We start from the raw sequence: 16,487 nt of genomic DNA on the forward strand, positions 1-16,487 counted from the left end.
CTCCCCACTTCTGGACCGACCTCAGTTTTCTCGGAGCGACCACCGTGACGCCTGAACACCACTCCACGACCGGTACGGACGACCTCACGAGCGGCCCGCCCCCCGGCTGTCCCGCGCACGGCCGCGGCCCCGGCGGACTGCACCGGATCTACGGCCCCGAAGCAGCGGACCTGGGCGACCTGTACGAGCAACTACGGGACGAGTACGGCCCCGTGGCACCGGCCCTGCTCCATGAGGACGTACCGATCTGGGTGGTCCTCGGCCACGCCGAGAACATGCACATGGTGCGCACGCCCTCGCAGTACACCCGGGACAGCCGCATCTGGAACCCGCTGCTGGAGGGCGCGGTCAAACCCGACCACCCCCTCATGCCGCACATCGCATGGCAGCCCATCTGCTCCCATGCCGAGGGCGACGAGCATCTGCGGCTGCGGGGGGCGGTCCTCGGCGCCATGTCGACGATCGACCCCCGCGGCGTCCGCCGGCACATCTACCGTTACACCCAGCGACTCGTCAACGACTTCTGCCAGAAGGGGCATGCCGACCTGGTCAGCCAGTTCGCCGAGCACCTTCCGATGGCCGTGCTGTGCGAGATCCTCGGCATGCCCGACGAGTACAACGACCGGATGGTGCAGGCCGCCCGCGACGCGCTCAAGGGCACCGAGACGGCGATCGCCAGCCACAGCTACGTCGTGGACGCGCTGAGCCGGCTCACCACCCGCCGCCGGGCCCAGCCCGAGGAGGACTTCACCAGCCACCTGATCATGCACCCGGCGCGGCTCACCGACGACGAGGTCAGGGAGCATCTGCGGCTGGTGCTCTTCGCCGCCTACGAGGCCACGACGAACCTTCTCGGCAACGTGCTGCGCAGGGTACTCACCGATCCCGGCTTCGTGGCCCGGCTCAACGGCGGCCAGATGACGGTGCCCGAGGCGGTCGAGCAGTCCCTGTGGGACGAGCCTCCGTTCAGCGGCATCCTGGGCTACTTCGCCAAGCAGGACACGGAGCTGGGCGGCCAGCGCATCCGCAGGGGCGACGGGCTGATCTTCGCCCCCGCCCCGGGCAACATCGACCCGCGGGTACGCCCCGACCTGTCCGCCAGCATGCAGGGCAACCGCTCGCACCTCGCCTTCGGCGGCGGCCCGCACGAGTGCCCCGGACAGGATGTCGGCCGCGCCATCGCCGACGTCGGCGTCGACGCGCTGCTGAGGCGGCTGCCGGACGTCCAACTCGACTGCGACGAGGACGAGTTGCGCTGGACGACGTCGATCGCCTCGCGGCATCTGGTGGATCTGCCCGTGGTGTTCGAGCCGAAGCCGGAACAGGACGTGACGGTGGCGCCGAGCCACGGCAACCCGATCCCGTCGCAGCGTTCCACCTGGCAGATCGGCACGTTCGAGCCGCAGCCCGCGCAGGTCGCCGCCCCGGTACCCCAGCCGGTCGCGCCCCCACAGCCCGTCCCGGCGCAGCCCGCTGCTGCGCCGGAGGAGCCGCCCCGCCGGCCGGGTGCCTGGCGACGCCTCCTGCGCTGGTGGCGCGGCTACTGACCGGACCACTCTCCGTACGCGGACCACGCGGCCAGTGTCCGCCCGCTGCGGAACCGGTGCGCCACCCCCGTGACCGGATCGGTGAACTCCAGCTCCCGCGCCAGCAGTTGCAGCGGCCGCCGGAAGTCACCGTCCGGCACGGGGCCGGTCACCACGGGATACAGCGGATCACCCAGGATCGGCACGCCCAGCGTGTTCAGGTGCACCCGCAGTTGATGGGTCTGTCCGGTGGCGGGCAGCAGCCGGTAACGGCCCAGTGCGGTTGCTCGGTCGGTGCGGTGCTCGATCAGCTCGACGCGGCTGACCGCGTTCGGCTCGCCCTCGACCTCGCGCGCGGCCAGCACCCCGCGCTCCTTCACGATCCGGCTGCGCACGGTCCGGGGCAGGGCGAGCGCGGGATCGTACGGGGCGACGGCCTCGTACTCCTTGCGTACCCGCCGGTGGCTGAACAGCGTCTGGTACGCGCCGCGCTCCTCGGGCCGCACCGTGAACAGCACCAGCCCGGCTGTGAGCCGGTCCAGCCGGTGCGCGGCGCCCAGCGCGGGGATGCCGAGCTCCCGCCGCAGCCGGGTCAGCGCGGTCTCGGTGACATGGCTGCCGCGGGGTGTCGTGGCCAGGAAGTGCGGCTTGTCGGCCACGACGATGTGCGCGTCGCGGTACACGACCTCCAGCGGGAAGGGCACCGGCACCTCGGCGGGCAGCTCCCGGTGGAACCACACGTACGTCCCCGGCGCGTACGCCGTCTCCGGCGCCACGGCCCGCCCGTCCGCCCCGACGATCAGCCCCGCGTCGAACATCCCGGCGACCGCGCCCGGCGCCGCCCCCGACAGCCGCTCGACCAGGTATGCGCGCACCGTGGCCCACGCCCCCTCGGCGGGCAGTCGCACCCGCACCGGGTCCACCCCGTAGCGCTGCGGCAGCGGGGAGGGCGGTGGCGGGGTTCGGCGTCTCATCGCCGCCCAGCCTACGAGGCGGCGCGGGGCACCGGGGCGGCGCACGGCGCAAAACCGCCGGGCTCGCCCGCGGCCCGCCGGGCAGGATACGGACCATGCCCTTCCTGACGACCGACGTCCTGCCCGCGGGCACCCTCTCCCGCGCACCCCAGCCCACCCTTTCCACCGGCGACGGCCTGGTCCTGCGCCCTTGGCGCACCGAGGACGCGCCCGCGGTCCACCGCGCCTTCCAGGACCCGGCCATGCACCAGTGGCACGTCCGCGCCGCCGACTCCGAGGACGAGGCCGGCGGCTGGATCGAGGAGTGGCGGCAGGCCTGGACCGGCGAGCGCGACGCCCAGTGGGCCGTCGCCGACGAGGCCACCGACCGGCTGCTCGGCCGGGTGGCGCTGCGCGACATCGTGCTCGCCGACGGCGTGGCGGAGGTCGCCTACTGGACCGTGGCGGCGGCCCGGGGCCAGGGGGTGGCCGCGCGGGCCACGGTGACGCTGGCCGCCTGGGCCCTCGACGGAATCGGCTTCCACCGTCTGGAACTCACCCACGCCACCGCCAACGAGGCGTCCTGCCGCGTCGCCGCCAAGACCGGCTTCACCCTGGAGGGCACCAAGCGCAGCGCGGGCCTCCACAGGGACGGCTGGCACGACATGCACCTGCACGCGCGCGTACAGGGCGACTGACTCACGCGGCCGCAGTCTCCGGCACCACGGCCCCGGCCGCCGCCCGTTTGCGGTACGTCCGGTAGGCCACGCCCGCCGCGAGTGCCGCCGCCAGGAACAGCACCGTGAACCACTGGAAGTACCAGTGTCCGCCCGCCGGGTCGTACACCGCCGCGCGCGGCCAGGCGAGGTTGACGGTCATGAGCAGGCCGTACAGGAGGGCGAGCGCGTTGACGGGGATGCCCCAGCGGCCCAGGGAGAACAGCGGGGTGCCCGTCTCGTCGGTGCCTTGGGTGGTGAACCCGCCGCGCAGGCGCCGTACCAGCAGGGGGCCGGTGACCATCGCGTAGGCCAGATAGAGCATCACGATGCAGGTGGTGCCGATGGCCAGGAACGCCTCCGGCGAGGCGAAGTCGAGCAGTAGCAGGGCCGCGGCGAGGACGCCGACCACCAGGGCGGGGGCGCTGGGCATGCCGGTGCGCGGGTTGACCTTCGCCAGGCGGCGGGAGAAGGGCAGTTGGCCGTCGCGGGCCATCGAGAACAGCATGCGGCAGGCCGCGGTCTGGATCGCCAGGGTCGCCACCGCGATCGCCACCACCACGTCGGCCAGCAGGACCTTGCCGACCCCGTCGCCCAGGCTGCTGGTGAGGACGTAGCTGAGGCCGTCCACCGCCAGGTGCCCATCGGTGAGGCTGGGCGCGGCGAGCAGGCCGCCCAGCACGATCAGCCCGCCCAGCAGACCGGCCGCGCCGAGCGCGGTGAGGATCGTACGGGGTGCGGTGCGCCGGGGGTTGTGCGTCTCCTCGCTCATCTCGCCCGCGCTGTCGAAGCCGATCATCACGTACGCCGCCGTGAACGAGCCCACGAGCAGCGCGCCGAACAGGCCGTCCTGGGCGGCGCCCGCGGTGTGGAAGGTGATGCCGGGGGAGCGCTCGGAGTGGGTGAGCAGAAGGACGACGATGAGGACCGCGCCGATGATCTCGGCGGTGACGCCGACACGGTTGACCACGGACATCACGCGGTTGTCCAGGACGTTCACCAGGGTCGTCAGGGCCAGCAGGAGCACGCCGAGCAGCGCCGCGTTGGCCGCGCCGTCCGCGGAGGTCGGGGCCGGGTCGTCGCCGATCAGCTGGAAGCCGGACCAGATCGCCGGCAGCACCATCTGGAGGGCCAGTGCCGCCGCCGCGACCACCACGATCTGCCCGATCACCATGATCCAGCCGGCGAACCAGCCGAAGGAGGCGTTCGCCAGGCGCGAGGACCACTGATAGATGGCGCCCGAGATCGGGTAGCGGGCGGCCAGTTCGGCGAAGCAGGCGGCCACCAGCAGCTGTCCGACCAGCACCGCCGGCCAGGCCCAGAAGAAGACGGGGCCGCCGAACGCGTACCCGAAGGCGAAGAACTGGAAGACGGTCGTCAGGACGGAGATGAAGGAGAACCCGGCCGCGAACGACGCGTACCGGCCGAGGCTGCGGTGCAGTTCCTGGCGGTAGCCGAACTCGGCGAGGGAGCGGTCGTCGGGAGAGTGCGGTGGGTCGGGGCGGACGTCGGAGGGGGCGGTTGTCGTCACGGCGGCACCTGCCTTCGGCGCGGGGAGCGGAGAGTGGCGCGGAGTTCCTGTCAGGCGACAGAAATTAGGGACGGGCTGTTTCGCGCGCGTCACGCCGGCATGTCCGCGACGGGCCCAAGTCCTCACGCCCTTGCCGCGTGCCCAGAAACGCGATACATCGTGTCTATTGACGCTCGACGTCGAGTCGCGATATGTTCGGTCACGGATATTCGGAGACGAGGTGATCGGAATGGCGAAGCGTCGCAAGCTCGGCAACCCGCTGGCGCTCGCCGTGATGGTGACCCTCGGGCAGCAGCCGATGCATCCGTACGAGATCGCCCAGACCCTGCGCCGCCAGGGCAAGGACGCCAGCATGAAGATCAACTACGGCTCGCTGTACACGGTCGTGCAGAACCTCGAGAAGCACGGCTTCGTGGAGGTCACCGAGGTCGAGCGCCAGGGCAACCGCCCCGAGCGCACGGTCTACGGCCTCACCGAGGCCGGGCGCGAGGAAATGACCGGTTGGCTCTCCGATCTGCTGGCCGTCCCGGTCAAGGAGTTCCCGATCTTCGAGACCGCGCTGTCGCTGTGCGGTGCGCTGCATCCGGACGAGGTGGTGCGGCTGCTGAAGGAACGGCTGCAGAACCTGGACGTGCAGGCGGCCAGTGGGCGCGCGGCGCTGGAGAAGCTGTGTGAGTCGCTCCCGCGGCTCTTCCTCCTCGAGCTCGAGTACCAGTTGCACATGGTCGAGGCGCAGGCGGACTGGGTCCGCGGTCTCCTGGAGGAGATCGAGAAGGGCTCGCTGCCGGGCGTCGAGGGGTGGCGTCACTTCCACGAAACGGGGGAGCTGCCACCGGAATTCACCTGAGAGAAAGACCCCGACCGAGCTGTTGCAGCAGCTCCGCCGGGGTCTCGAACCCCGAACTGAATCCGCCGAGAGGCAGCTCCAGGCGATCGAGGTGCGGCACACCCAGGATAGCCCGGTGCTCTTCATGCGGATCAGACGTATCGCTGTACATCCGCTCATTCATGGGGAGCTGTCGTCATGAGTAGTACCCGTGCGCCCGCAGTGGAGGCGCGCCAGCTGATCAAGACCTACGCCGGTGATGTGACCGCCCTCAGCGGCATGGACGTCACCGTCGAACCGGGCACCGTCTTCGGTCTCCTCGGGCCCAACGGCGCCGGCAAGTCCACCACCGTCAAGATCCTCACCACCCTGGCCCGCCCCGACTCGGGCTCGGCGACCGTCGCCGGGCACGACGTCCTGCGCCACCCGGACCGGGTGCGCCGCGCGATCGGCGTGGTCGCCCAGAGCTCCGGCGCCGACCCGGTCGCCACGGGCCGCGAGAACCTCCAGCTCCAGGGCAGGCTCTACGGATTGAGGGGCGCCGCGCTCGACGCGCGCGTCGACGAGCTGCTCGACCGCTTCAGCCTCGCCGACGCCGCCCGGCGCCAGGTCAAGGGCTACTCCGGCGGTATGCGGCGCCGCCTCGACGTCGCCCTCGGCCTGGTGCACCGGCCCGAGGTGCTCTTCCTCGACGAGCCCACCACCGGCCTGGATCCCGAGGCCCGCACCGCGATGTGGGACGAGATCGACCGGCTCGCCGGCGAGGAGGGTCTGACCATCCTGCTCACCACGCACTATCTCGAAGAGGCCGACCGGCTCGCCGAGCGCATCGCCATCGTCGACCGCGGCCGGGTCGTCGTCGAAGGCACACCGGACTCCCTCAAGGGCGAACTTCGTGGCGACGCCGTCCACCTGGAGCTGCGGGAAGCGGTCGGTGAAGCCGGCCGTACGCTGCTCAGGGGCGCCCTCGGCGGACTGCCCGGCGTGCACGAGGTGCTGGTCGACGGGCGCCGCGTCAGCGTCCGCGCCGACGACGGAGCAGCCGCCGTACCCGCACTGCTCGGTGCCCTCGAACGCGCCGGGGTCGGTGTGGCCGCCGCGACCGTCGCCCGGCCCTCCCTCGACGACGTCTACCTCCGCTATGCCGGCCGCCGTTACTCCGAGGCCGACGCCGAAGCCACCGGGAACCTCGTCCTCGCCGGAGGTGCGCGATGAGCACGGCCGTCTCCCAGACCTGGTACATGACCCAGCGTCAACTCATGGTGTTCGTACGGCAGCCGGCGTACGCGATCATCACCCTGATCCAGCCGGTGATCTGGCTGTTCCTGTTCGGCAGCCTCTTCAAGAACGTCGTCGAGCTGGGCGGCTTCGGCACCACCTCGTACCTCGACTACCTCGTCCCCGGCGTGGTCGTCATGAGCGCCCTCAGCTCCAACATGTGGGCGGGGATGACGACCCTCGACGAGATCCAGCGGGGCACCCTCGACCGGTTCCTGACCACTCCGGTCAGCCGGGCCGCGCTGATGAACGGCAACGTCGTCAACAACGGGCTGGTCACCGCGTTCCAGTCGGTCGTCATCGTGCTGCTCGGACTGCTGGGCGGTGCCGACTACCCGGGCGGCATCGGCGGCACAGCGATCCTGGTCCTCGCCGCCGTGCTGCTCGGCACGGTCTTCGGGGCGCTGTCCAACGCGCTGGGCATGCTGGTGCGGGAACGGGAGTCGATCATCGGCATCAACACCTTCCTGCTGCTGCCGCTGACGTTCCTCTCGAGTGCCTTCATGGCGCCGTCCCAGATGCCCTCCTGGATGCGGCACATCGCCGACTTCAACCCGCTCGACTGGGCGATGGTCGCGGGCCGTTCGGCACTGTCCGAGAACCCCGACCGGAGTGACGTGCTGAGCCGCGGCGGTGCGCTGATGGCACTCGCGGTGGCGGCGGTGTGGCTGTCGATCCGGACGTTCCGGTCGTACCAGCGGTCGGTGTGAGCACACCGTGAAGTCACGTGGGGCGGCACCACGACGAGGTGCCGCCCCCGCACATGTGTCACGCGGCCGGCGCCGCGCCCTCCTGCTCCGCCTCCACGCGCGCGTTCCACTCCCGCTTGGAGGCCTGCCAGCCGTCCTCGTTGTGGCCGAGCCGCCAGTAGCCGGAGATCGACAGGTCCTCGCGCGGGAACTCCCGCTCCACCCGCAGCAGCCGGCGCAGCTCCTTCACGAAGCCGGCCTCGCCGTGCACGAACGCGTGAACACGGCCCTCGGGGAAGTCCAGGCCCCGGACCGCCTCGAGCAGCTTCTCGCCGATGGGCCGGTCGCCGCGGTGCAGCCAGACGACCTCCACATCGGAGTCGATCTTCTGCACCTCCTCGGGTCCCGCGACCTCCACGAAGGCATGGGCCACCGCGCCCTCGGGCAGCGCCTCCAGCGCGGCCGCGATCGCGGGCAGCGCGCTCTCGTCACCGGCCAGCAGGTGCCAGTCGGCGCCGGCGTCGGGGGCATAGGCGCCGCCGGGGCCCATGAAGCGCACCGTCTCGCCCGGCTGAACGCGCATCGCCCACGGCCCGGCGAGGCCCTCGTCGCCGTGGATGACGAAGTCCAGGGTCAGTTCGTGGTTCTCGGGGTCCCAGGCGCGCACGGTGTAGGTCCGGGTCACCGGCCACTGCTCGCGAGGGAACTCGGCCCGGATCCGCTCCATGTCGAAGGGCTCCGGGTAGGTCGCGCCCTCGGCCGGGAACAGCAGCTTCACATAGTGATCGGTGCACGATCCTGCGGTGAAGTCGGCCAGACCCTCGCCGCCGAGCACCACGCGCTGCATGTGCGGGGTCAGCCGTTCGGTGCGGACGACCTGCGCGGAGTGGGGCTTCCGCGGTTTCCGTGCCGGACGTTCTGCCATGACGGCCTCCCAGTGCTCCCAAGCTTAGGTTTACCTAAGTTAGCATCTCTTGCCTCAGTTAACTCCCCCATGGTGAGAGGTTCATGAACCCCTCCCCGAGATCATGGCTTTCCGTCAGCTGAAATGTCGTTTCCTGAAACGAGAACAATGGTTACGCGCCCAGTGTGGTGAGCAGCCGCTGCAGCGACCCTCCCAGTCCCCAGCGCACCGCCAGCTCCTCCAGTGCCGCCGCGTCGCGCGGATGACGCGGCAGTGCCGTGTCGACGTCCGGCAGCGGGACGTCGTCGGCGACCCGGACGACCTTCGGCGCCACCGCGACGTACGGCCGCGCCTCGTCGAGCCGCTTGCGCTGCGACGGCGTGAGCTTCGCCTTCGGGTCGTCCACGGCCGCCATGATGCCGGTCAGGTCCCCGAACTCGGCCAGCAGCTTGGCCGCCGTCTTCTCGCCGATCCCGGGCACGCCCGGCAGGCCGTCGCTCGGGTCCCCGCGCAGCAGAGCCAGATCCGCGTACCCCGGCCCGTCCACCCCATACTTCTCGCGCAGCCACGCCTCGTCGGTCAGCTGCAGCGTGCCCACACCCTTGAGCGGGTACAGCACGCGCACCCCGCGCGCGTCGTCCACGAGCTGGTACAGGTCGCGGTCGCCGGTGACGATGTCGACCGGGCCCTTCGCGCGCGCGGTGAACGTGCCGATCACGTCGTCCGCCTCGTACCCGGCGACGCCCACGCGGGCGATGCCCAGTGCGTCCAGGACCGCCTCGATGACCGGCACCTGGGGCGACAGCGTGTCCGGCACCTCCTCCTCGTCCGGGCCGACCGCGTGCTCCTCGGCGACACGGTGCGCCTTGTACGACGGGATCAGGTCGACCCGCCACCGCGGCCGCCAGTCCGCGTCCATGCAGGCCACGAGGTGTTCGGGGTGATGGTCCTTGGCCAGCCGGTCGATGAACTCCAGCAGCCCGCGCACGGCGTTCACCGGCGTGCCGTCCGGAGCCCGCACGGAGTCCGGCACGCCGAAGTAGGCGCGGAAGTACAGCGAGGCGGTGTCGAGGAGCATCAGTCGTCCGGTCACGCTCGCATCATGCCGTACGGCACCGACAACCATCCGTCAGGGCGACAGCGGATCGTGCACGTGGCGGATGTAAATGTGCTGTGAGCTGGGCCACTGCAGCGTTTGGCCGGTACGTGCGGGGGCAGGCGCGGGTTCGGAGCGATGCCGGTTGCACATTCAACGTTTGCGGTCGGCCACCGCCCCTTCCCCTGTCCCCGAGAAGAAGAGGCATGCGTGTCAGCCAGGCTTGAGGCCGAAAACCTCTACAAGGTGTTCGGCAGACGACCGGACCAGGCAGTCGACAGACTGCGCCAGGGAGCCGACCGGGAGGAGCTGCGCGCCGACGGCACCACAGCCGCCGTGATCGACGCCTCCTTCACCGTGGAGCCTGGCGAGATCTTCGTCGTCATGGGCCTGTCCGGGTCCGGGAAGTCCACGCTGCTGCGCATGCTCAACGGCCTGCTGGAGCCGACGGCCGGGCATGTCCGCTTCGGCGGTCAGGACCTGACCGCACTCGGCGACCGCGGACTGCGCGAGGTCCGCTCGAAGAAGATCAGCATGGTCTTCCAGCACTTCGCGCTCTTCCCGCACCGCAGCGTCCGCGACAACGCCGCCTACGGTCTGGAAGTGCAGGGCGTGCCCCGCGCCGAGCGCGTACGCCGCGCCGACGAGGCGCTCGCCCTGTGTGGCCTGGCCGGCTGGGAGAAGTCCTGGCCCGACGAGCTGTCGGGCGGCATGCAGCAGCGCGTCGGTCTCGCCCGCGCCCTCGCCACCGACGCCGACCTGCTGCTCATGGACGAGTCCTTCAGCGCCCTCGACCCGCTGATCCGCCGCGACATGCAGGACCAGCTGCTCGACCTGCAGAAGACCCTGAAGAAGACGATCGTCTTCATCACCCACGACCTCAACGAGGCCATGCGCCTGGGCGACCGCGTCGCGATGATGCGCGACGGCCGGATCGTGCAGATCGGCACCGCGCAGGACATCCTGATGCGTCCCGCCAACGACTACGTCGCCTCCTTCACCCAGGACGTCGACCGCTCCCGGGTGCTGACCGCCGGCGCGGTCATGGACCGTGACGTGCGCGGTGACGAGGCCGACTGCGACTGCGAGACCGCCGCTCCCGAGACCCCGTTCACCGACCTGTGCGCGATCAGCGCGCGCGTGCCGCACCCGGTCGCGGTGCTCGACGCGAAACGCGCTCTCGTCGGGGTCGTCCCACGACAGCGCCTCATCGGTTTCCTCGGTGACGAGCCGGCCGCCGCCGGCACCTGCGACTCCCCACGCGACAAGGGCGGCGAGAAGGTGGTGGCCCGTGCCTAGGATCCCGCTCGGCGACTGGGTCAACGACGCGGTCGACTGGCTGCTCGGCCATGTGTCCTGGCTCTTCGACTTCCTGAAGACCGTCTTCACCGGCACCTACGACGGCATCGACGCCGTCCTCCAGGCCCCGCAGCCGCTGCTGCTCGCCGGCATCCTCGCCGTGCTGGCCTTCTGGCTGCGCGGCACCCTCGCCGGTGTCCTCACCTTCGTGGGCTTCGCCTTCATCGACTCCCTCGAACTGTGGGACGACGCGATGGTCACGCTGTCGCTCGTCCTCGTCGCCACGATCATCGCGCTGGTGATCTCGGTGCCGGTGGGTATCTGGGCGGCGCGCTCCAGCCGGGTCGGCGGGCTGGTCCGGCCGGTCCTGGACTTCATGCAGACGCTGCCCGCGATGATCTACCTCATCCCGGCGATCCTGTTCTTCGGCACCGGCGCCTCCGCCGGCATCGTCGCCACCCTGATCTTCGCGCTCGCCCCGGGTGTGCGCATGACCGAGCTGGGCATCCGCCAGGTCGACAAGGAGCTGGTCGAGGCCGCCGAAGCGTTCGGCACCACGCCCCGCAACACCCTGCTGCGCGTCCAGCTGCCGCTGGCGCTGCCCACGGTGATGGCGGGCGTCAACCAGGTGATCATGCTCGGCCTGTCCATGGCCGCGATCGCCGGCATGGTCGGCACCGGCGGCCTCGGCGGCGACGTCAACGAGGCCATCGGCCAGCTCAACGTCGGCCTCGGCTCCGAAGCCGGCGTCGCCATCGTGATCCTCGCGATCTATCTCGACCGTATGACCAGCGCCCTCGGCACCCAGGTGTCCCCGCTCGGCCGCCGCGCCGCCGCCAAGGCGCGCGCCGCCCAGGGGCTGAAGATCTGGTCCTACCGGCCCCGCCCGCAGGTCGCCGTGATCGGTGTCGTGATCCTCGGCCTGGTGGCGGGCGGCATGGGGATCTTCGGCGGCGGCGACGGCGGCTCCACGGCCGTCGCCGACGGCAAGGACGTCGGCCAGGGCAAGAAGATCACCATGGGTTACATCCCCTGGGACGAGGGCGTCGCCTCCACGTACCTGTGGAAGGAGATCCTCGAACAGCGCGGCTTCCAGGTGGACGCCAAGCAGTACGACGCCGGGCCGCTTTACACCTCCCTCGCACAGGGCAGCGTCGACTTCGAGACGGACTCCTGGCTGCCCACCACCCACGCGCAGTACTGGAAGAAGTACGGCGACCAGCTCGACGACCTCGGCGCCTGGTACGGCAAGACGTCCCTGGAGCTGAGCGTGCCCTCGTACATGAAGGGCGTCGACTCCCTGGACGACCTCAAGGGCAAGGCGTCGGCCTTCGGCGGGAAGATCACCGGAATCGAGTCCAGCGCCGGCGAGATGGCCCTGCTCAAGAGCAAGGTCCTCAAGGAGTACGGCCTGGACAAGGAGTACAAGGTCGTCGACAGCTCCACGCCCGCGATGCTGGCCGAGCTCAAGCGCGCCTACAGCAAGAAGGAACCGATCGTCGTCACGCTCTGGTCGCCGCACTGGGCGTACAACGACTACGACCTCAAGAAGCTGAAGGACCCCAAGGGTGCCTGGGGCGAGGGCGACGGCGTGCACACGCTGGCCCGCAAGGGCTTCGCGGACGACAACCCGGTCGTCGGCGAGTGGCTGAAGAACTTCAAGCTGACCGAGAAGCAGCTCACCAGCCTCGAGGCCGAGATCAACAAGGCGGGCAAGGGCAAGCAGCAGGACGCCGTACGCGCCTGGCTGAAGGACAATCCGTCGGTCGTCGACGAGCTGGCCCCCGTGCGGAGCGGTGCCGGCGCCACCCCGGCCGAGGCCAAGCGGGCCGTGGACGTCGCCTGGTTCCCGTGGGACGAGGACGTCGCCGTCACCTACCTGTGGAAGAACGTCCTGGAGCGGCGCGGCTACAAGCTGAACCTCAAGCAGATGGACGTCGGCCCGGTCTACACCGGCCTGGCCTCCGGCGACCTCGACCTCAACTTCGACGCCTGGCTGCCCTACGCCCAGAAGAACTACTGGGACAAGAGCAAGGACAGACTCAAGGACCTGGGCACCTGGTACCAGCCGACCTCGCTGGAGATCGCCGTGCCCTCCTACGTCAAGGACGTCAAGTCCCTGGCGGACCTCAAGGGCAAGGCCGACACCTTCGACGGGAAGATCATCGGCATCGAGCCGGGCACCGGTGAGATGAACCTGCTCAAGACGAAGGTCCTGCCCGGCTACGGCCTGGACAAGGAGTACAAGGTCGTCGACGGCTCCACACCGGCGATGCTCGCCGAGCTCAAGCGCGCCTACGCCAAGAAGGAGCCCGTCGCCGTCGTCCTGTGGTCGCCGCACTGGGCGTACAGCCAGTACGACCTCACCAAACTGAAGGACGACAAGAAGCTCTTCGGCGAGGGCAACACGATCCGCACCATCGCCAACGAGAAGTTCCCCGAGCAGTACCCGCAGCTCACCAAGTGGATCAAGGGCTTCCATATGAGCGAGGGCGAGCTCGGCAGCCTGGAGAGCGAGATCAAGGACCGCGGCCAGGGCCACGAGGAGGAAGCGGTCGCGGCCTGGCTGAAGGAGCACCCGGACGTCGTCGACCGCATGACACCGCAGCAGTAGTCGCTGCGCCGACCGCCACCCGAGGGGTGGGCTTTCCCACGCGTCCTGACCGCGTGTGGTCGAGCCCGCCCCTCGGGCCGTGCCCGGGAGCCGAGGGGCGTCCGTACGCTCGGCACGGAATGCGCGCGGCGGACGGCTCCCTCCTACGAAAAGGATCCGGACAACCACAGAGCGCTACACCACCGACCCGGCACGCGAGCTTCGACCACCGCCTCGACCAGGCAGTTCGGGCCTGGGGGGCGGTGGGGAACATCCGGGACCGCTCAGGCGTTCAACTGAACGGCACCACGCTCGTGCTGATCGAGGGTCAGTCCGTGCGCGAGGACTTGACCGCCCCGCGGACGCAGGCCTGGGAGCCCGCGACCGGACGTGCCGACCTGCTGACCGTCCGCACCCCCGGGCGGCGGCCGGGCCTTCGCCCGCCCCCTCGGCCACGCTCGTGACCGAGCCCGAAGGGCGGCCGGCCCGGCGGCCGCTCCACTGGCGAGAACTGTGAGGTCCGACCCGTCGCGGTGTTTCGTCGATGTGACGGGCGCCTGAAACGGTTTGCCGAACATGCGTAGGGTGCAGAGAACTCATCAGAAGGAGTGCGTGCGGACCCTGGCACCCGGGCAGGCGACCGACGAGCGAAGGAGGGAGCCGGAGCGATGGGCGACAACAAAGAGCAGCCCCTGCGGGTGGGCGCGGCCGTGCGGCGCCGCCGTCGCGCGCTGGACCTCACCCTTGCCGTCGTGGCGGAGCGCAGCGGCCTGTCGGTCCCCTTCCTGAGCCAGGTCGAGAACGACCGGGCGCGGCCCAGCAGAACCTCCCTGGAGAAGGTCGCCGACGCCCTGCGCACCACCGCCGTCGAACTCCTCGCCGCCGCCGACCCGGCGTGCAGCGTCGACGTCGTCCGCGCCGAGGACACCGAGCCGGGGACCGAACCCCGGGCTCGGTCCCTGGTGCGCGGTCACCACCAGATGCATGCCTCGGAGTTCACCGGCGACCATGAGGCGGGCCGTGAGTTCCAGTACCGCAACGACCAGTTGATGTACGTCGCCGACGGCGCCGTGGAGATCGAGGCGGAGGGCCGCGCGTACCGCCTGGGCCGCGGCGACACGCTGTACCTGACCGGCGGGGTGCGCCACCGGTGGCGGGCGACCGTCCCGGACACCCGCGTGGTCGTGGTCGCGGTGGCGGAGCACATCGAGGCGGTCCGCGGCCGGCGGAGGTAGACGGTGCGGGTCGTTTCGCTGGTGCCGTCCCTGACGGAGGCGGTGGCCGTGTCGGTCCCCGGTGTCCTCGTCGGTGCCACGGACTGGTGCACCCACCCGGCGGACCTCGACGTGGCCCGCGTCGGCGGCACCAAGAACCCGAAGGTCGAGCGGATTCTCGCCCTCGCTCCCGACCTGGTGGTCGCCAACGAGGAGGAGAACCGCGCCCCGGACCTGGCGGCGCTGCGCGCGGCGGGCGTCGAGGTGCTGGTGACCGAGGTGCGGGACGTGCCGCAGGCCTTCTGGGAACTGGACCGGGTGCTGCGGGCGTGCGGGGCGCGGTCGCGGCCGCGCTGGCTGGACGAGGCGGAGGCGGCGTGGGCGTCGCTGCCGGTGCCGACGAGCCGCGCGACCGCGGTCGTACCGGTCTGGCGCCGCCCCTGGATGGTCCTGGGCCGCGACACCTTCGCCGGCGACGTGCTGGCCCGCCTGGGCGTCGACCACGTCTACGCGTCCCATGCGGAGCGCTACCCGCGCGTTCCCCTGGAGGAGCTGCGCGCGGCGGAGCCGGACGCCGTCGTGCTCCCGGACGAGCCCTACCGCTTCACTGCCGACGACGGCCCGGAGGCCTTCCCCGGCCTGTCCTGCGCTCTCGTCAGCGGACGGCACCTGACGTGGTACGGCCCCTCGCTGGCCGAGGCGCCCCGGGTGCTGGGCGCGGCGCTGCGAGCAGCTCACCGCTGACCAGGCCGCGCACGGTGTGCGCGGCGACGGTGACCCAGGCGCCGAGGAGCACCGCGTACAGCCCCACCGCGAGCCCGTCGAAGGCGACCAGCCCGGTGTGCCGGGCCAGCGCCTCGGCGCCGGTGACACAGGTGCCGACCGGGAAGGTGAACGACCACCAGGTCATCGCGAAGCCCATCCCCTGCCTCCTGGCCCGTACAACGTGGGCGGTGGCGAGGCAGAGCCAGAGCAGCGCGAAGCCCATGACGGGGACGCCGTACAGGACGGCGAACGTGACGAAGCCCTGCTCGTACGGGGCGGGCACGACGCCCGGAGCGGCGTCCGCGACGTTCCCCACGGCGGTCGTGGACTGGCCGAGTGGGCCCAGCACCAGGAACAGGGTCGGGGTGAGGGCGAGGGGCAGCGGCCCGCCGGTGAGCAGCCGGGCGAACACCAGCGGCAGCATGAGCAGCGTCGCGAGCAGGCTGAGCCCGAACAACGCGAAGCACGCCAGGAGCAGCGTCTCCCGAGGCTGCCCCGCCGGCAGATACGGCACCAGGAGCGGCCCGAGGGCGGCGGACACCATGGGCGCGACGACCGGCAGCAGCCACACGGGTGTCGCCTGCCCCGGCTCGATCCGATGGCGTACGGCCATGAGGTACGGCACCGCGACGGCTGTCGCCACGCCGACGGTGGTGCCGGCAGTGAAAAGGATGGCGTCGAGGGCGACCGCCGGCCCGGTCCCGATCCAGTCCCGGCCGACGGTGACGGCACCGCCGCCGACGGCCAGCAGCGCCATGGCCAGGCAGCCGTAGAACGGGGCCGCCGCCGGGTCGAGGAGGTGGGCGCGGGCCTGGTCGCGGTGGTGGGTCCAGTGCAGGACGCGGGCGGTCAGCAGGGTCACCAGCAGGGCGAGGGACAGGGCCCAGACGGCGGCGCAGACGGTGCGCAGGCCGGGGAGGTGCAGGGGCAGTCCCGCTCCCGCCGTGGCGACGATGGCGGTTCCCATGACGGAGGCGTACCAGTTGGGGCCGAGGTGGCGGACGGCCGGGTAGCGGACCGTTGGGAGAGGGAGGGGATGGGCTGCGGTGACCATGGACCCACCTTTTCGCCGGCCGGGGCCCGCGACCAGGGACTTT

Annotated in this window: 14 protein-coding genes; 9 read left to right on the forward strand and 5 right to left on the reverse strand. The window is 71.1% G+C overall.

Annotated elements, in window-relative coordinates:
* Positions 1-44: 44 nt before the first annotated feature.
* Positions 45-1,547 carry a cytochrome P450 gene (locus tag ACFY16_RS21960; protein ID WP_390648827.1) on the forward strand — a complete coding sequence of 501 codons (1,503 nt, stop codon included), beginning with the start codon at positions 45-47 and terminating at the stop codon, positions 1,545-1,547.
* On the opposite strand, the gene ACFY16_RS21965 is transcribed toward ACFY16_RS21960, so the two are convergent.
* Positions 1,541-2,500 carry an RluA family pseudouridine synthase gene (locus ACFY16_RS21965; protein ID WP_390648828.1) on the reverse strand — a complete coding sequence of 320 codons (960 nt, stop codon included), beginning with the start codon at positions 2,498-2,500 and terminating at the stop codon, positions 1,541-1,543. The genes ACFY16_RS21960 and ACFY16_RS21965 overlap by 7 nt on opposite strands.
* A gap of 95 nt (positions 2,501-2,595) precedes the next feature.
* Between ACFY16_RS21965 and ACFY16_RS21970 the strand changes: the two genes are divergently transcribed.
* Positions 2,596-3,177 (forward strand): GNAT family N-acetyltransferase, encoded by a 582-nt coding sequence (locus tag ACFY16_RS21970; RefSeq protein ID WP_390648829.1) that lies wholly within the window; start codon positions 2,596-2,598, stop codon positions 3,175-3,177.
* Between the two features lies 1 nt (position 3,178).
* Here ACFY16_RS21970 and ACFY16_RS21975 read toward each other — a convergent pair whose 3' ends face one another.
* Complete coding sequence (locus ACFY16_RS21975) at positions 3,179-4,726, reverse strand: amino acid permease (protein WP_390648830.1); 1,548 nt, start codon at positions 4,724-4,726, stop codon at positions 3,179-3,181.
* Positions 4,727-4,955: 229 nt separating this feature from the next.
* Between ACFY16_RS21975 and ACFY16_RS21980 the strand changes: the two genes are divergently transcribed.
* From ACFY16_RS21980 to ACFY16_RS21990, 3 genes are all read left to right on the forward strand, one after another.
* Positions 4,956-5,573 carry a PadR family transcriptional regulator gene (locus ACFY16_RS21980; RefSeq protein WP_390648831.1) on the forward strand — a complete coding sequence of 206 codons (618 nt, stop codon included), beginning with the start codon at positions 4,956-4,958 and terminating at the stop codon, positions 5,571-5,573.
* A 177-nt stretch (positions 5,574-5,750) separates the two neighbouring features.
* The gene (locus tag ACFY16_RS21985) at positions 5,751-6,767 is read left to right on the forward strand and encodes an ATP-binding cassette domain-containing protein (protein WP_390648832.1); all 1,017 of its coding nucleotides are present in this window, start codon (positions 5,751-5,753) and stop codon (positions 6,765-6,767) included.
* Positions 6,764-7,540 carry an ABC transporter permease gene (locus ACFY16_RS21990; RefSeq protein ID WP_390648833.1) on the forward strand — a complete coding sequence of 259 codons (777 nt, stop codon included), beginning with the start codon at positions 6,764-6,766 and terminating at the stop codon, positions 7,538-7,540. The genes ACFY16_RS21985 and ACFY16_RS21990 overlap by 4 nt, the downstream gene beginning before the upstream one ends.
* A 58-nt stretch (positions 7,541-7,598) precedes the next feature.
* Here the strand turns inward: ACFY16_RS21990 and ACFY16_RS21995 are convergent, their stop codons facing one another.
* Entirely contained in the window at positions 7,599-8,444 is an 846-nt protein-coding gene (locus ACFY16_RS21995; RefSeq protein ID WP_390648834.1) for a siderophore-interacting protein, read from the reverse strand.
* 151 nt (positions 8,445-8,595) lie between these two features.
* The gene (locus ACFY16_RS22000) at positions 8,596-9,516 is read right to left on the reverse strand and encodes a 5'-3' exonuclease H3TH domain-containing protein (RefSeq protein ID WP_390648835.1); all 921 of its coding nucleotides are present in this window, start codon (positions 9,514-9,516) and stop codon (positions 8,596-8,598) included.
* Positions 9,517-9,729: 213 nt separating this feature from the next.
* On the opposite strand from ACFY16_RS22000, the gene ACFY16_RS22005 reads away from it, so the two are divergent.
* The 4 genes from ACFY16_RS22005 (at position 9,730) to ACFY16_RS22020 (ending at position 15,369) form a co-directional block, all read left to right on the forward strand.
* Entirely contained in the window at positions 9,730-10,818 is a 1,089-nt protein-coding gene (locus tag ACFY16_RS22005) for a glycine betaine/L-proline ABC transporter ATP-binding protein (RefSeq protein ID WP_390648836.1), read from the forward strand.
* Positions 10,811-13,432, forward strand: a complete 2,622-nt coding sequence (locus tag ACFY16_RS22010) for an ABC transporter permease/substrate binding protein (RefSeq protein ID WP_390648837.1) — start codon at positions 10,811-10,813, stop codon at positions 13,430-13,432. Before ACFY16_RS22005 ends, ACFY16_RS22010 begins: the two co-directional genes overlap by 8 nt.
* Positions 13,433-14,079: 647 nt before the next feature.
* Positions 14,080-14,646, forward strand: coding sequence for a helix-turn-helix domain-containing protein (locus tag ACFY16_RS22015; protein ID WP_390648838.1), 567 nt, complete (start codon positions 14,080-14,082; stop codon positions 14,644-14,646).
* Positions 14,647-14,649: 3 nt separating this feature from the next.
* Positions 14,650-15,369: a helical backbone metal receptor gene (locus ACFY16_RS22020; RefSeq protein WP_390648839.1), complete on the forward strand. Its 720-nt coding sequence runs from the start codon at positions 14,650-14,652 to the stop codon at positions 15,367-15,369.
* Here the strand turns inward: ACFY16_RS22020 and ACFY16_RS22025 are convergent.
* Positions 15,281-16,444 carry a TDT family transporter gene (locus tag ACFY16_RS22025; RefSeq protein ID WP_390648840.1) on the reverse strand — a complete coding sequence of 388 codons (1,164 nt, stop codon included), beginning with the start codon at positions 16,442-16,444 and terminating at the stop codon, positions 15,281-15,283. The two genes, ACFY16_RS22020 and ACFY16_RS22025, sit on opposite strands and share 89 nt — an antisense overlap.
* Between the last annotated feature and the right edge of the window lie 43 nt (positions 16,445-16,487).

The organism is Streptomyces sp. NPDC001315 (assembly GCF_042896175.1).
In the GTDB taxonomy this organism is placed as follows: domain Bacteria; phylum Actinomycetota; class Actinomycetes; order Streptomycetales; family Streptomycetaceae; genus Streptomyces.

What these genes read in the sequence shown, in the direction of transcription:
- ACFY16_RS21965 (WP_390648828.1), bottom strand. Translation starts at nt 2,500, where the DNA reads ATGAGACGCCGAACCCCGCCACCGCCCTCCCCGCTGCCGCAGCGCTAC.
- ACFY16_RS21970 (WP_390648829.1), top strand. Translation starts at nt 2,596, where the DNA reads ATGCCCTTCCTGACGACCGACGTCCTGCCCGCGGGCACCCTCTCCCGC.
- ACFY16_RS21980 (WP_390648831.1), top strand. Translation starts at nt 4,956, where the DNA reads ATGGCGAAGCGTCGCAAGCTCGGCAACCCGCTGGCGCTCGCCGTGATG.
- ACFY16_RS21985 (WP_390648832.1), top strand. Translation starts at nt 5,751, where the DNA reads ATGAGTAGTACCCGTGCGCCCGCAGTGGAGGCGCGCCAGCTGATCAAG.
- ACFY16_RS21990 (WP_390648833.1), top strand. Translation starts at nt 6,764, where the DNA reads ATGAGCACGGCCGTCTCCCAGACCTGGTACATGACCCAGCGTCAACTC.
- ACFY16_RS21995 (WP_390648834.1), bottom strand. Translation starts at nt 8,444, where the DNA reads ATGGCAGAACGTCCGGCACGGAAACCGCGGAAGCCCCACTCCGCGCAG.
- ACFY16_RS22015 (WP_390648838.1), top strand. Translation starts at nt 14,080, where the DNA reads ATGGGCGACAACAAAGAGCAGCCCCTGCGGGTGGGCGCGGCCGTGCGG.
- ACFY16_RS22025 (WP_390648840.1), bottom strand. Translation starts at nt 16,444, where the DNA reads ATGGTCACCGCAGCCCATCCCCTCCCTCTCCCAACGGTCCGCTACCCG.